At 60.0% G+C, this 13,828-nt stretch carries 23 protein-coding genes and 1 tRNA gene; 17 read left to right on the top strand and 7 right to left on the bottom strand.

Annotation, left to right across the window (positions count from 1 at the left end; all coding sequences use genetic code 11):
- Positions 1-32: 32 nt before the first annotated feature.
- On the bottom strand, positions 33-1,184 hold the full coding sequence (locus tag JWQ24_RS01455) for a hypothetical protein (protein ID WP_299803459.1): 1,152 nt from the start codon (positions 1,182-1,184) through the stop codon (positions 33-35).
- A 254-nt stretch (positions 1,185-1,438) separates the two neighbouring features.
- Between JWQ24_RS01455 and JWQ24_RS01450 the strand changes: the two genes are divergently transcribed.
- Together JWQ24_RS01450 and JWQ24_RS01445 are read left to right on the top strand one after the other, a co-directional pair.
- The gene (locus JWQ24_RS01450; protein WP_299803456.1) at positions 1,439-1,684 is read left to right on the top strand and encodes a zinc-finger domain-containing protein; all 246 of its coding nucleotides are present in this window, start codon (positions 1,439-1,441) and stop codon (positions 1,682-1,684) included.
- A 9-nt stretch (positions 1,685-1,693) separates the two neighbouring features.
- Positions 1,694-2,851: an FAD-dependent monooxygenase gene (locus JWQ24_RS01445; RefSeq protein WP_299803453.1), complete on the top strand. Its 1,158-nt coding sequence runs from the start codon at positions 1,694-1,696 to the stop codon at positions 2,849-2,851.
- Positions 2,852-2,861: 10 nt separating this feature from the next.
- On the opposite strand, the gene JWQ24_RS01440 is transcribed toward JWQ24_RS01445, so the two are convergent.
- Entirely contained in the window at positions 2,862-3,254 is a 393-nt protein-coding gene (locus tag JWQ24_RS01440; RefSeq protein ID WP_299803451.1) for a twin-arginine translocation pathway signal, read from the bottom strand.
- Positions 3,255-3,327: 73 nt separating this feature from the next.
- Positions 3,328-3,414, bottom strand: a tRNA-Leu gene (locus JWQ24_RS01435).
- Positions 3,415-3,534: 120 nt separating this feature from the next.
- Between JWQ24_RS01435 and JWQ24_RS01430 the strand changes: the two genes are divergently transcribed.
- The 11 genes from JWQ24_RS01430 (at position 3,535) to JWQ24_RS01380 (ending at position 9,344) form a co-directional block, all read left to right on the top strand.
- The gene (locus tag JWQ24_RS01430; protein ID WP_299803449.1) at positions 3,535-3,741 is read left to right on the top strand and encodes a hypothetical protein; all 207 of its coding nucleotides are present in this window, start codon (positions 3,535-3,537) and stop codon (positions 3,739-3,741) included.
- 479 nt (positions 3,742-4,220) lie between these two features.
- On the top strand, positions 4,221-4,700 hold the full coding sequence (locus JWQ24_RS01425) for a hypothetical protein (RefSeq protein WP_299803446.1): 480 nt from the start codon (positions 4,221-4,223) through the stop codon (positions 4,698-4,700).
- Between the two features lie 125 nt (positions 4,701-4,825).
- A complete protein-coding gene (locus JWQ24_RS01420) occupies positions 4,826-5,308 on the top strand; it encodes a hypothetical protein (RefSeq protein ID WP_299803443.1) in 483 nt (160 codons plus the stop codon).
- A 2-nt stretch (positions 5,309-5,310) separates the two neighbouring features.
- Positions 5,311-5,634: a hypothetical protein gene (locus JWQ24_RS01415; RefSeq protein WP_299803440.1), complete on the top strand. Its 324-nt coding sequence runs from the start codon at positions 5,311-5,313 to the stop codon at positions 5,632-5,634.
- 3 nt (positions 5,635-5,637) lie between these two features.
- Positions 5,638-5,925 (top strand): hypothetical protein, encoded by a 288-nt coding sequence (locus JWQ24_RS01410; RefSeq protein ID WP_299803438.1) that lies wholly within the window; start codon positions 5,638-5,640, stop codon positions 5,923-5,925.
- Positions 5,925-6,206: a hypothetical protein gene (locus JWQ24_RS01405; RefSeq protein WP_299803436.1), complete on the top strand. Its 282-nt coding sequence runs from the start codon at positions 5,925-5,927 to the stop codon at positions 6,204-6,206. The genes JWQ24_RS01410 and JWQ24_RS01405 overlap by 1 nt, the downstream gene beginning before the upstream one ends.
- Positions 6,203-6,538, top strand: a complete 336-nt coding sequence (locus JWQ24_RS01400; RefSeq protein WP_299803434.1) for a hypothetical protein — start codon at positions 6,203-6,205, stop codon at positions 6,536-6,538. Before JWQ24_RS01405 ends, JWQ24_RS01400 begins: the two co-directional genes overlap by 4 nt.
- Before the next feature lie 29 nt (positions 6,539-6,567).
- Positions 6,568-6,975 (top strand): hypothetical protein, encoded by a 408-nt coding sequence (locus JWQ24_RS01395; protein ID WP_299803432.1) that lies wholly within the window; start codon positions 6,568-6,570, stop codon positions 6,973-6,975.
- Positions 6,976-7,017: 42 nt separating this feature from the next.
- Positions 7,018-7,230 carry a hypothetical protein gene (locus JWQ24_RS01390; RefSeq protein WP_299803429.1) on the top strand — a complete coding sequence of 71 codons (213 nt, stop codon included), beginning with the start codon at positions 7,018-7,020 and terminating at the stop codon, positions 7,228-7,230.
- 44 nt (positions 7,231-7,274) lie between these two features.
- The gene (locus tag JWQ24_RS01385) at positions 7,275-7,610 is read left to right on the top strand and encodes a hypothetical protein (protein WP_299803426.1); all 336 of its coding nucleotides are present in this window, start codon (positions 7,275-7,277) and stop codon (positions 7,608-7,610) included.
- Positions 7,611-7,706: 96 nt separating this feature from the next.
- Positions 7,707-9,344, top strand: coding sequence for a DUF262 domain-containing protein (locus JWQ24_RS01380; protein ID WP_299803423.1), 1,638 nt, complete (start codon positions 7,707-7,709; stop codon positions 9,342-9,344).
- Here JWQ24_RS01380 and JWQ24_RS01375 read toward each other — a convergent pair.
- On the bottom strand, positions 9,330-9,506 hold the full coding sequence (locus tag JWQ24_RS01375; RefSeq protein WP_299803422.1) for a hypothetical protein: 177 nt from the start codon (positions 9,504-9,506) through the stop codon (positions 9,330-9,332). The genes JWQ24_RS01380 and JWQ24_RS01375 overlap by 15 nt on opposite strands.
- Positions 9,507-9,514: 8 nt before the next feature.
- The gene (locus JWQ24_RS01370) at positions 9,515-10,435 is read right to left on the bottom strand and encodes an IS1595 family transposase (RefSeq protein WP_299803421.1); all 921 of its coding nucleotides are present in this window, start codon (positions 10,433-10,435) and stop codon (positions 9,515-9,517) included.
- Between the two features lie 38 nt (positions 10,436-10,473).
- On the opposite strand from JWQ24_RS01370, the gene JWQ24_RS01365 reads away from it, so the two are divergent.
- From JWQ24_RS01365 to JWQ24_RS01355, 3 genes are all read left to right on the top strand, one after another.
- Positions 10,474-10,971, top strand: coding sequence for a hypothetical protein (locus JWQ24_RS01365; RefSeq protein ID WP_299803418.1), 498 nt, complete (start codon positions 10,474-10,476; stop codon positions 10,969-10,971).
- An 82-nt stretch (positions 10,972-11,053) separates the two neighbouring features.
- Positions 11,054-11,356: a hypothetical protein gene (locus JWQ24_RS01360; RefSeq protein ID WP_299803416.1), complete on the top strand. Its 303-nt coding sequence runs from the start codon at positions 11,054-11,056 to the stop codon at positions 11,354-11,356.
- 364 nt (positions 11,357-11,720) lie between these two features.
- Positions 11,721-12,320 (top strand): hypothetical protein, encoded by a 600-nt coding sequence (locus JWQ24_RS01355; RefSeq protein WP_299803413.1) that lies wholly within the window; start codon positions 11,721-11,723, stop codon positions 12,318-12,320.
- 353 nt (positions 12,321-12,673) lie between these two features.
- Here the strand turns inward: JWQ24_RS01355 and JWQ24_RS01350 are convergent, their stop codons facing one another.
- Positions 12,674-12,907, bottom strand: a complete 234-nt coding sequence (locus JWQ24_RS01350; RefSeq protein WP_299803411.1) for a hypothetical protein — start codon at positions 12,905-12,907, stop codon at positions 12,674-12,676.
- Positions 12,904-13,152, bottom strand: a complete 249-nt coding sequence (locus JWQ24_RS01345) for a hypothetical protein (protein ID WP_299803408.1) — start codon at positions 13,150-13,152, stop codon at positions 12,904-12,906. The genes JWQ24_RS01350 and JWQ24_RS01345 overlap by 4 nt, the downstream gene beginning before the upstream one ends.
- 108 nt (positions 13,153-13,260) lie before the next feature.
- Here JWQ24_RS01345 and JWQ24_RS01340 point away from each other — a divergent pair.
- The coding region (locus tag JWQ24_RS01340) for an SOS response-associated peptidase family protein (RefSeq protein ID WP_299803405.1) at positions 13,261-13,828 on the top strand (568 nt) is incomplete at its 3' end.

Genomic DNA, 13,828 nt, shown 5'->3' with positions numbered 1-13,828 from the left:
GTGGGATAGAGGTGGTCGGCGGGAGGCATAGTTTAGCCGTGCAGCGAAGCCGCCGCCAGTGTGGGGCACAAGGCCATTTCATGGCGCGATTGCAGCGCGCGGCGAGCTTTGCGCGCCTTGGAACGCTGCAACCACGACCAGGTGGCGCGCTCTGTCGCAGCCTTGATGGAGCATACGAAGCCGAACAGCGTCAACAACGCCCAGAACAGCCACATCGTCATGTTGAAGGCGCCGACCGCCAGCAGGATGGCGCCGCGGCCGAACATCTTCAGGATCGCGCGGGTCTGGCCGCCTTTGGTTTCCGCGAGCTTGGCGATGCGCGCGACATCCTTCGGCCCCTGCGCGATGCGCAAAGTGTCCATCGCGCCGCGCACCCCGGCCTTCTCGCCGACGCGGCCGGCATCCTGCGCAAGTTTCACCAGCCCGCCGGCCGTCTCGCCGCGGAACGCGGCCTTCACCGCGGTGACAGTACTGCCCGGCCGCAGCAGCGAGGCATCGGCCAGCGCGTTGGTCAGGGCCGGCGTATCGACCACATTGCGCGCCGAGCGCCCCGCCCAGGCGGTAAGCCCCTCGCCGAGTCGGCCGACCTTGCGGGCGTCCTTCACCAGCGAAAGCCCGGCGCGCACCGGCGCGACGCCACCGACGCTGACATAAGTCGCGGCGGTCACGGCGAGGCCCGCGGCGGCGAGGCCGAGAATCAAATGATCGGTATCCTCGCCCATCGCCAGGTGCTTGCCCTCGCGTACGACGTCGCGGATATCACCGAACACGAACAGGTCGCCGGCTACCGTCCCCGACATGCTGCCGATATCGTCGGCCTGCCCGGTCACGAAACCGGTCGCGAATTTGGTGGCGAAGTTCGAAGCCGAGTTCTGCTCCGCGACGGCATCGCTGACGCGCTTGGTCAATTCCTCGGGCATGACGACCCGTCTGGCGGCCGCGAGTTCAACAAAGCTGTTAGCAAGATCGGCGTCGTCGGAAGCCAGCGCCGCCTCAATGCCGCGGGCCAGCACGCCGGGATCGCTGCGCAGGGCGGCGGTGACCTGCGCATCGGCCAGCGCCACGGGATCGTCCTGCGCCGCCAGCATGGCGCCGGCGTCGCGGGCCTGCGGCAACATCAACAGGCCGATGGTCGCGCAGACCGCAATCCCCGTCAGCGCCGTGTCGAGCCGATGCCGCATCATCAATCCTACCTATGCACCTCCCCAGAGATGGTGTGCCGCATTTGCGACACAACCGCCCCGACGAAAGAAGGGCTTCTCGAAGACAACGGGATTGTGTCGAATTTTCTCCATTGATGAAATCATGGCCGGCTCGCCGGCGACTATCAGGGCTGCTTCGGGCTCCCTAGGAATCACCCCCGGGGACCACTATGGTGCGCCGCAATTAATGGCGCGATACAGATGGTTCGCGACTATTGCGAACAGAGGTAGATAAGATGTCCGACCATGTCGTCCCGCACTTCCAGAATGATGCCGGCGTTCCGATCATCCAGATCGGTTCGAAGGAATTCATGTGCGTCGGCGCCAACCCGCCGTTCGACCATCCGCATGTCTTCCTCGACCTCGGCAACGACAACGAGATCATCTGCCCGTATTGCTCGACGCTGTACCGCTTCGCCGCCGACCTTGGCGTCGGCGAAGCCCGCCCGCCGGAATGCGTGCTGAAAGACAAGGTCGCCTGACACCTTTCGGTGAGCGCGCCTCGCAACGTCGTCATCGCCGGTGCCGGTATCGGCGGCCTGACGGCGGCGCTGGCGCTGGCCGCGCGGGGCTTTTCCGTCCGCATCCTTGAGAAGGCCGAACGGCTGGAAGAGGTCGGCGCCGGGCTGCAGCTGTCGCCCAATGCCAGCCGCGTGCTGGTCAGGCTGGGACTTGAGCCCCGGCTTTCCCACGTTGCGATCGCCCCCGACGCCGTCAGCGTCATGACCGCGCGCAGCGGCGGCGAAGTCAGCCGCCTGCCCTTCGCCCATGCTGCAGGCGCGCCCTACTGGGTGATGCACCGCGCCGACCTGCAATCCGCTTTGCTGGCGGCGGTGAACGATCACCCGCAGATCGAATTGCAACTCGGGCGTCCGGTGGAAAACTTCACCATCAACAGCGACGGCTCGGTGGCCGTTCCGGGAGGCGCCCCCGCGCTGGCGCTAATCGGCGCCGACGGCGTGCGCTCAACAGTGCGGCAGCAACTGTTTCCCGACGTGCAGCCCGAGTTCTCCGGGCTGGTTGCCTGGCGCGGCCGCATCGAAGCCCGTCGCCTGCCCCACGGCCTCGCTCCGCGCCAGGTTCAGCTCTGGATGGGCCCGCGGGCGCATCTGGTAGCCTATCCGATGTCATCGGGCGAACAGGTCAATGTGGTGGCGATCGTGCCCGGCCATCTCGACGAGCCCCATGCCAGCGCTACCGACATCGCCCGGCATTTCAAAGCGTCGCACTGGCCAACTAGTGTCCAGGTAATGATCGACGCAGCCGACGGCTGGCAGCGCTGGCCGCTGTCGACGTTGCCCGATGGCGGCATCTGGAACGCGGGGCCGGTGGCGCTGCTCGGCGACGCCGCGCATGCAATGCTGCCGTTTGCAGCGCAGGGCGCCGGCATGGCGATCGAGGACGCCGCCGTGCTGGCGCAATGTCTCTCGGATGTCGAAGGTACGCCCACCGTGGTTTCCGCAGCGCTGGCCCGCTATGCGGCGCTGCGCGCCCCGCGCGTCGGCCGGGTTCAGCGCACTGCGCGGCAATCCGGCCGAATCTATCACCTGCACGGCCCGATGGCGCTGGCGCGCGACATGGTGATGCGGGCGCTCGGCGCCGGCCGGCTGCAGGCCCGGCAGAACTGGATCTACGACTGGAAGCCGTAAGGGACGGGCGCTAGCGCGGCCGCGCCGGCTTTGGGGCCGCTGCTGCAACGGGCGCGACGATGGCGGGCGCCGTTTCCGTGCATTTGCCACGTTGCCAGGCCTCTTCCGCCAGTTTCGCTGACGCCCGCGCCGAAATGTAATCGTTGCGGTAGACCGCCTCGCCGACCACCGTCCCCGCGGCGCCGGTCTGCGCCTTATCGATCAGCCCCTGCAAGTCCGCGGTGCGCGCGGCCTGCGCCTTGCGTTCGTTTTCCAGCTGCTTGCAGTCGTACAGGTCATACTTGGCGGGATCGACGAAGGCCCCGGAGACAAAGCTGTCGCCCAGTCCGGCACAGCCGGCCAGGCCAATACCCAACGCCACCACCGCCGCGCGCGCAAACAAGGGAGAATGCAAATCGATCATCCAGTTCGGTACCCTGACAACGTTGAAGTTGCGTAAAGCACCGGCCGGTGACCGGATTGAGGCCGGTGGAAAGTGGTGCGGACGGCGGGAATCGAACCCGCACGACGTTGCCATCGAGGGATTTTAAGTCCCTTGCGTCTACCAGTTCCGCCACGTCCGCGCGCGTTGATGTCTCAGGGTTTTTTCTCCTTTGGTCAACCGATGTTTTGCAGCAAATCCGTCGTGTTTTGCAAAACTTGTTCCCCCACTGTCTCCCTCTCCCCCGTAGTGGGGTGGCGTCATGAGCGACATGCTTGAGCGGGCCTGCCGGAGATTGGCCGTAAAAGATGGCCGGGATCCAGATCGCTGGCGGCAATATATTGATGCCAGCCAAAGGTCTCGCGTCCACTCCGAAATCGACGCTGAGAGAGATCGCGGCCTGACCCTCTGCGCTATTGCGCTTGCCGTCATCATCCTTGCGCCGATGCTGCTCGGGGCGTCCTCATGACCCTCCACAACATCCGCCGCGACCTGATCGCTAAGCGCGTCAGGGCTGGAGCCACCTCGCCCATAGGCCGCCGGCTGAGCACCCTGATTGGCCTAATCGAGATCGAGCCGGCAGATGAACGCCATGCCTCCCGGCGCCTGGCGGGGATGGCCCGCGTGACGGCTGAGATTGAGACGCTCATTGCTGCCCGTGGCCCAAGCGTTTGTGGCGGTACATCGCGTGATGGCTCATGAAGTGCGCAGATTGCAAGTCAATATACTCGGCATGCGGCGCGCAATGGCCGTGTGCCTACACCGAGGCGCGGAAGCGGAACAGGCGCGAGGCCGCTATCGAACTCCGGCAGTCATCCTGCAAGCATGTGTGGCGCCACGAATCCATCATCCAGCCAGGAGGCCGTGGCTATTCATCGTCGTGGTGCCGGAAGTGCAACATCAGCGCATTTGAGCACGCGCGCCGCAACGATCTTGGAGGGGGAGCGCATGACTGATCTTCTGGAGCTTGCCGAGCGCTGCGAGAAGGCGGCTGGCTGGGATGTTGAACTGGATAAGCTGATTTGGTTCGCGCTGGGGCCTGACAAAGAGGCCATGTGGTCATGTAGCGGGCTAAATGCACAGCGCTGGCATTGGAAAGAAGCTGACCTTCTAAAGGCTTTTTTGAGCGATCCAGCCCCCTACGGCTTCACCAAGCGATTCCACGAATACACCGGCTCCATCGACGCCGCGACGAGGTTGGTACCAAAGGGTTGGTGCATGGACTGCGGAACCGGCGGTGGGGGCTACGTGTACGGCCCCTGGTGTCGCGTATATCCCGACAGGATCGCCGGTCAGAGCGACGGCACCGGCAACCGCAACGCTTCCACAATGCCGCTGGCGATTTGCGCTGCCGCACTCCGCTCACGCGCTGGGGGCGCAGGACCGCTGAGCCGCGACAATCTGACAACGAAGGGAGAGGCTCCATGACAACCGGAATGGCTGGCGTTTACCTGATCTGCACCTTCATCGGCTTCCCCGTGCTCTGGTTCTCGATTCGAGAGTTCGCGCGCTGGATGACCTACGTCAACAATCGCGATTGAAAAGGGGCTGCCATGAGCAATAACAAACGTCTTTCCCATGTACCTTTCGACCTCGAAGCGTACCACGAGTTTAAGCGCGAAGTCGGGTCGCGCGGGTCGCGCGCATCGATCCCCAATGATGCCAACTCACCCCATACGCCGTCTGAGCAGGTGCGCGCGGCGCTTTTGGAAGCTGAAAGATTCATGGCTTATTTCGCCGGCGAGACTGGCGGCACCTTCGTGGGAAGCGGGACCCCTATCACATGCTTAGAGAAAATCCGCGCCGCGTTGACCGTCTCAGAGACACTGCCATGCCAATCCGAATTGATGGTGCTTGTCCGCCACGCCTTCAACGTCGGCATGGTCGCCGGCATGAAAGAGTTCACCTCCAGCAAAGGCGGGGCGACGTGGCAGGAGTGCAAACCAGACCTTGAATCGCGGCTCGCGGCCATCTGCGCGCCCACCCCCTCGCTCATTCGAGCCGACCGCGCGCCCGAAGTAACAAAGGAGAAGTGAACGTGACGGACTTTGCAGAGTTGAACAAACTGTTAGACGACGCGGCGCAAGGAATGGTGCCGGCCGATCTGAAAGCCAAAGGCTGGCGATACGTGGACCCACCTGGCCGGCTGTCACCGGAGGCATGGAACTATCTTCTCGATTGGATGGGGGACGGCGAGTATCAATGCATCGCCATGAGCGCCGGCAGGGACAAGCACGGCGAAGCGTTCAAGCGCGGCCAATTCTTTGTAAGTCCGCAAGGCATGAGGAACATGGCCGACAAAGAGCGTGGTCAGCGCCTCAAGCCCACCGCCACCCCCGCCCAGCCCAGCGCGGAGGGGTGAGGGATGACCGAAGATCAATGCGTCGAGCTTGAGCGCAAAGCCCGCAACTGCCGGGACAACGCCCGCGCCGAACAAGCAGTAAACGATGCCTTCATAGAGGAATATCAGCGCGGCATTTCTGGTCATCCCGACGCATCGAAAGAGACGAATGCAAGGTCTCACGAGATCTATGATTTTACTATCCGGGGCCAGCACCGCGCGCGGGATTTTCTTCGGGATGCCGAACTGTTCGAAGCCGCGGCTGCTTTTGGGCGCACCGCACTCCTGCCTCAAGACGGAAAGGTCTTGTGATGGCCAATAAATCATATTGGCAGTCTGCCTACATCGGCAACGAAAAATCCCAAGAGGCCGTCAGGTCTTGGTTCGGCTCAATGGCGGACGGGATGACCGCTTACAAGGCGGAAATTCTTTGCGACATCGCGACTGATCGCGAGAAAAAAATCAGGGCGTTCATGACCGACACCGAGAACAAGCATTATCGGTTTGAGCGCACGCTAGGCGGCAAGACCTTTTCAATTTCGAGAAAGGTATTGCCCCAACCAATCACGCGCCAAGAGCGGGGCACCCCATGAGCTTTGTTCAGCAGCGCGACCGGCTGGTTGCCGACTTCTGCGACGACAAGACCCTGAGCCTCGATGAGATCCGGCTGCATTTTGCTCACCATCTGTCACAGCCAGCTATGGAACATCTGCCCACGCCCTGCGGGGACTGCGCTGTTACCGGCGGCCTCTACACTTGTGTCTCTGCGCTATTGTCACTGCTCCCGCCCGATGAAGTCGCCTTCCACAGTGACCGATGGTTTTGCCACAACCACGGCGACCGGGCCTGCCGTGGCAACGCCAACTACCAAAGGGCTGCCGCACTCACTCCGCAGCAGCGAGACACAGAAGGAACAGGACGATGACAATCCCGTATGCGGGCGCCACAAGCGGCATGAAGGCCCGCGACGAGATCACCAAGACGCTCCAGCGGTTTGGCTGCGAGTCGGTCGGCTTCATGGACGACTTCACGGAAGGCAGCATCTTGCTCGCATTCAAGCATCGCGGCCGGCAGGTCCAACTTCGCGCATCGGCCAAGGGCTGGGCGGCGATGTCCCTGAAGGAGAAGCCGTGGTCATCGGCGCGCAAGTCCAGCAGACTGCAATGGGAACAGGCCGCGCTGGCTCAAGGCTTAATCGCCGTCAATTCGATCCTGCGCGATTGGGTGAAGGGCCAGGTGACCGCTGTCGAAACGGGCATCCTGTCGTTTGAACAGGTATTCATGCCGCACATGCTCACCGACAACGGACAGACATTGGTGGAGCGTGTATCGACGCTCAACCTGCTACCTCCGCCACAATAATCAGCCAAACCCCACCACCAAAACCGACCAAGGAGCAGGACGATGAAGAAGACTGTAAAAACTGCGGCCCCGAAGACGATCGATTTCCCGGGCTGGGTGCTGATCTCAAAAGAAGGGGACGAGAAATGGCACGTCGCATGGCTCGACGTGTTCTACCGGAAGAAGGACGCGATCGAGTTCGCCACCAATGCCGAGTGGTCGCATCCGTTCAAGGCTGTCCGAGGTCGGATCACCGTAGATCAGCCACCGCAATAATCAGCCAACAGCGCCCACCCCCACAGCGATAGGAGACGAGGAAGATGCCGACAGCAATTGCGATTGACGAAAAAGTGCATTCACCAGGACTCTACGATTCGGCCAACGGCGTGAGTTTGGTCGCGGAGCGCGTCGTGGACATCACCGACGACTGCCCCAGCAGCGAACGGACCATGCTGCTTTACACTCGGGCAAAACGCGGCCCCATCGTCCAGATCGTTCACCCGTATGACAATCAGCAATTTATGGGCTCCGCGATCCATTTTTTCATCAACGAGATTGAACCCGGCGATCCATCCTTCGACATGACCGCCCGCCGCGCCGGGCTTGATCCCATGGATATGTTCAAGCTCGTCGAGCGCCTATCCCCGCCGGCCTGACCACCCACGCGCTCAACCCGCATGACGGACAAACAGGATTTGAGCCAATGACCACGGCGATATTATACTTGCCGTACCCAATTTCCCGGTGGTAGCATGACCTGGGATGAACCTGAGGGTGCGGTAATGGCTGATGTGGTGAACCTTGATGCACTTTTGCTCAGGGAAGACTTTCTGGCCACCGAAGGCGTCGATGCTGGATCACAGGGTAAAACCGCGATCTTCGAGACCGACTTGCGTAAGGGCGAGATGTTTCTATCGACCTTACGCAAACCAGACTTCCAGCGCGAAACCGCCGCGTGGTCGCCAAATACCATACGCGACTTCGTTGAGGCGTTCGTTGAGGGTGAGTTGATTCCGGCGGTCATCTGTTGGCAGTCGCCCTCCCGGCTGAGTTTCGTGATCGACGGTGCGCACCGTCTAAGCGCAATCATCGCGTGGTTGACCGACGACTACGGCGATGGAGACAATTCAGTCAAATTCTATGACAACAACATTCCGGCCGAGCAGCGGCGGCTCGCTGATAAAACCAAACAGCTCATCAACGAAACAATCGGAAAATATGCCGACTTTCGGGCAGCGGCGTCTAATCCCGGTTCAAATCCCGCGCTGGAGCTTAAGGCGCGAGCACTCGCGCACGCTCAGATCCCGCTGCTGTGGGTAAAAGGATCAGATTCAAAGAAGGCCGAAAAGGCCTTCCTGACTATCAACCAGAAGGCGACAGTAATCGATCCGACAGAATTGAAGATCCTCAATGACCGCTTCAAGCCTAACGCTATCGTGGCGCGGTCAATCGTAAGAAACGCTACGGGATTTCGGTACTGGGCCACGTTTTCCGAACAAACCATCACCAAAATTGAGGTGACTTCGAAAGAGATATATCGGCTTCTCTATAAGCCGGAACTAAATCAGCCCATTAGGTCAATTGATCTGCCAGTTGCCGGCCACGGATATGGCTCACAGACGCTGCCGCTCATATTTGATTTTGTAAATATTTCGAACGGCATCGCAGTTACGGATGTGTCGAGATCGAAGGGGCCGAAACTAAAGCTCGCTGAGCATACTCCTCCCGTAGAAGAGGACACACTACGAGTATTAGGCGCCACCGTGAAGATTGCGCGAATGTTTACTGGGGACCACCCATCATCGCTTGGCTTACACCCGGCTGTGTATTTCTATTCAAGTAACGGTCGCCATCAGCCCACGGCTGTTCTCGCAATGGCGCAATTTGTTAAAGATTTACTGGACCAGAACAAACTCCTCGATTTTTGCGCTGCCCGTAGTCGGATGGAGAGTTTTCTTGTTTCGCACAAGATGTACATCAACCAACTCACTTCCAAATATGGAAGCATGACAAAGGGCTTCCGGCACATCAGGGACTATTTTTGGTTTATTTTTGAGCATGCTCATGCTGGAAAAAACGAATCGAAGATCGAGGCTGCGCTGGCCGACCACGAGCGCTTTCAAATCTTGGTCAAAGAGAAACCAATACTTACCAAAAAAGCGAAAGCGTTCTCGGCTGATGCCAAACAGCTAAAGCTGATAAATGACACACTGGCGAGTTCGCTAACTTGCGCCTATTGCGATGCCAAAATTGATAGCAAGTCGATGCATCTGGACCACGCCAAGGAGAAGGCTGACGGAGGCTTGGGTGTAACTGAAAATGCAGAGTGGGCGCACCCGTACTGCGATTCCACTTACAAAACATACAAGGCTAGTTTAGTCAGCGGTTGATTGGGCGTGCGGTTTTATAATTTTTTGAAACACTTCCTCAAATTCCGTGCCGCTTTCATCAACACCAAGCTCCCGAGCGGCTTCCTTGAACCGCTCGGATTGCTCTTTGTCAGTCAGTCTTGGTTTGGGTTTTTCTTTCTTTGTGCCGTCTACTTTTGCCATATGGTGGCCTATCCATGGTTAGTCGTTCGATAAGTTAAACGCTTGCCGACGACGCCTCTTAATGCGCGCTCTGCCCGCGCAACGTCGTCAACACCAAGAGCGATGCGGTTAGAATAGCGGAAATCAAACTCGCTCAAATATCGGTGCAGGTGCTTCTCTTTACAATGTTGGTAGACGCCCTTCATGCCGCGCTTGAAGATCGAATAGAAACCCTCAACGGTGTTGGTGGTCACGTCGCCGCGCGCGTACTCTTCGCGCTTGTGATTGACGGTTTCGTGGCTGGCGAACTCGGGGCCAATACTCTTGTAGGCAGCGCCTTCATCGGTCATCAGGCGGGTTTCGCGGCTAAGGTTGTCGCGAATGATCGGCTGCAAGTCAGCAATGCGGACGCCGTCGACATGGAAGCTGCGGGCAGGACCGCCGCGCTCAACGAGGGTGAGAACAACGTTCATGTTGGACCATGCGTTGCGACCCTTTTTAGGTTGGCCCTCCAGCCGACCGATGAAGGTTTCGTCCGCTTCCACGATCCTGCCAGCGCCGCCCATAGGCTCAACGCCGGTCACGCGCATGGCCTCGCGGATGCGATGAGAGATAAACCAAGCGGTCTTAAGGGTGCAGCCAAGGGTACGGTGAAGCTGGTTGCTGCTGATCCCCTTTTTGCTGGACGACATGAGGAAGATCGCCTGCAGCCAATGGCGCATGGGAACGTGACTGGCTTCGAAAATGGTTCCGACCTTCACGGTGAAGGGCTTGCGGCACTGATAGCACTTGTAAGCGCCGATCCGGGTGCTTTTGCCGCCCATCTTGGAAATGCGCTCTACGCCGCTGCAATGCGGGCAAACCGGACCGTTCGGCCAAACGCGGGCCTCAACGAAGGCGTAAGCCGACTCTTCGTTGTGAAAGTGCTTGGCTGAAAGAACTGACTTCATGACGAAATCTCCCTGTGCCGCAACACTAAGTCAACGGTTTGGGTACGTCAAGTATAATATCGCCGACCGAATACTACGAACGCAAAGCGCGAAATTTAGCGGACCGATGGGCTGACGGAAATAGCGCCGCGTTCAAATACATTCTGGCCGCGCTACTGGAAGCCGCCGCCCCGCCGGCTGCAAGCGCGGATGCGGTGAGGGCGGCGCTGGAGCCATTGGCCCGTATCGCTCGCTTGCGCGATGAGGACATGGACGTGCCGGCGGCTGATGAGCAGATTCTCTTCAGATTGCCCGCCTATCAGGATGTCGGGATAACGATGGGTGATTGCCGCAAGGCTCTCGCCGCCCTCTCCACCGCGCCAGTAGCCGGGGCCGATGCCGCGATGCGGGAGCGGGCGGTGAAGGTGGAAGAAGCTGCGCAGGCCGTGATCGACCGTTGGGAAAGCCCGGCGTGGAAGGATCGGCCGGCCACCGCAACCTACATCAACAATTTGCGCGCGGCTCTCTACTCCCACGATGCGCCGCCGCAGCTATGACCCAGGAGCGTTGAACTGTGCCGAAGTGGTGCCTAACGCCAGAAGAAGATGCTAGAGTTCAGGCAGTATTCGAGGGAAAACCATGACCGAACCGGAATCACTCGCTCAATCCCTCCACGAAGAAAGCGAAGCGCTGCGCCGCCGGATGGTACATGCCACTCGGCCGAAGGGTCCACTGTCGATGGACCAGGCCATTGCCTTGCATCAAAGGATGGAGGGAAGTCCCGATCTGCCGCGACTGCCACAGATTACGGCTGGGGACGTAAATCTGATCCGCCAATGGTACAATGCGGTGTGCGATCTTAACCCGGGATATTTGGAGCCAAAGGACCATGAACTAGCTCAGAAATTGGGCTTTCATGTTCCCCGAGACGTGCGCTCCTAAGCAGCCATCAGTACGCCGGGATTTCCGGCATACTGCCCACGCACTGTTGAGCGATGACTCCGCCGTCACGAAAAGCACCGAACCGCCACCCCACAGTCTGAAATTAAGGCGACCAATGCCGACTTGCACCAAAGAACACCCAGCCCCTCCAGGGGAGCCGATCTACCCCGGAGCTGTAGCCGCCAAGTGGGCTGACCCCGTATGGGAACATCCAGACACGGTGGCCACCGAAGGTGTCACGTCAATCGACTTCAATCGCGATTTCGACGTCAAGTGCAAATGGTGCGGCGGCCAACTACCTCGCCTCTGAGCGAAAGCCGAGGACGGCCCTTTTCTCCCGAATAGTCCCAAGGTACAACACGGCATGAAGTGCCATCAGTGTCCGACCCCCGCCTTTTATCGTATCGAGCATTTCGGCCAGGACGTGCCGATCTGCTTAGACTGCTATACAAAGCTTCGCTCGCTCAATCACGTCGAGTTCCTGATGAACGCCGCGATGCTGAACCAGGCACAGGATGATATGGACGCTATGATGCCGTTCGGTTCATCTGGGGGCCGCATCCCAATTGGCGAGATAGCCCGAGCAATGAAAAAACCCTCACACGTCTACAACAACATCAAGGTTTCCAACTCCCAGGTCGGCGTGCTCAACACTGGCGATCTTGCCAAGATTGATGCGGTCATCACGATAAGCACGGGGTCCGACATCGGTCCGATCGGCGACCAGCTGAAGGCGCTCACCCAAGCAGTTGTTGACTGCGGCGAAATGAACGACGTCGTAAAACGAGACATGATCGATTTGATCAATGTCCTTGCCACCCAAATTGTCAGCGCAAAAAGCGAGCGGAAACCCTCTGTCATTACGTCTCTCTACAAGACGATCGAGGATCGGGCGAAGGGCTTTGCGGCCATTTCAACCGTCGCCAACGCGCTCGGCGCCGAAATCGGGCGCTTGTTCGGCTGACCGCAGCGCTCTTGGGCAAGGATGACGCCGCCGCCAACAGCCGCTAGGCTGCCCGGATGCCCAAGCGCTTGAAGCGCGATGCTATCCTTGGATCTTCACCCACTACGTTCCGGGTGATCCTGACCATGGAAGATGGTTACCGGCTCCACATTGGGAGCGTGAAGAAGAAGACTGGCCGGGGCGCACGGGGAATGTATTGGGCATGGTCGGCGCCGGGCGCCCATGGACAAGCCTCCACGCGTGAGGAGGCCGCGGAGGCTATTCGGGCTGCCTGGCTGGCTGTGACTGAGGCTGCTATGGCGGCCTTCCGCCGCGAGTAAGAATTGGCCACCACTAATATACCTCAGTATACCTCAGTAACTCGGCCGCTTCAGCAGGTCCGGCAGCCGGGAGATTGCCTTCGCTACCCGGCGCGCCTCCTCTCGCTTCATGTGATGGTCGGCATACTGAAAGCTCCGAGCGTGAAGATCCTCGCGATGCGAGACCGAGCAGATGAAGAACCCAGTCGCATCGAACACCCGGAAGCACTGATCGTCGCCTTCTTGGACGGACCACGGCGGGGTGAATTTGCGCAGGTTGTCCGTCATCGCCGCACGGTCGGCCCATTGATGACCTTGCCCGAGGCGTAGGTCGGCCGCTTCAGCCTTTCCTCCCCGTTCAGGCGCTCACGCTCAGTGCAAAGCCCATCCACCTTCTCCTGCATTCGAGCCAGGAGAGCGTCCGCAGACGTCGTGCTGACGCCGGCCTCGGCCAGCTGCTGGATATCTTTCCGCTGCCGGCGGATCTGTACGCGCATGCGCTCGATTTCGACCCTGATATGGTCCAGTCCCATAGCCATCTCCAATTCGGAGCCATGAGAACAAAACAGAAACGTTTTGGCAAGCCGCTAGGGGTTGTGGGGCGACTGGACCACGCCAGCTAGACGAGACAAACTGCCGCCATGTGCAACCTTTACTCGATGACGAAGAACCAGGCGGCGATCCGCAACCTGTTCAAAGTGGAACGGGACAGCGCCGGCAACTTGCCATCCATGCCGGGCATCTTTCCGGACTACCCGGCCCCGATCGTGCGCAACACAGCGGACGGCCGAGAACTAGCACTCGCCCGATGGGGTATGCCGTCGTCGCAGCTCGCGCTGATGCAGGCCGCCAAGAAGCGCGCCGCCAAGCTGGAGGCGAAGGGCAAGCAAATCGACTTCGCGGACCTGCTCCGGAAGGAGCCGGACAGCGGCACGACCAACATCCGCAACACCAGCAGCAAGCACTGGAAGCGATGGCTCGGGCCTGAAAACCGCTGCCTGGTGCCGTTCACGTCGTTTAGCGAGTTCAACAGGGAATCCGGCGGCGACATCTGGTTTGCCCTCGACGAAACGCGTCCGCTGGCATGCTTCGCCGGGATCTGGGCCAACTGGACATCCGTCCGCAAGGTCCGGGAAGGTGAAACCACCAACGACCTCTACGGCTTCCTGACCACCGAGCCGAACGGTGTTGTCGGAACGATCCACCCCA

Origin of the sequence: Tardiphaga sp. (assembly GCF_028290495.1) — a bacterium.
In the GTDB taxonomy this organism is placed as follows: domain Bacteria; phylum Pseudomonadota; class Alphaproteobacteria; order Rhizobiales; family Xanthobacteraceae; genus Tardiphaga.
This window is presented reverse-complemented; position numbering and strand designations above follow the sequence as displayed.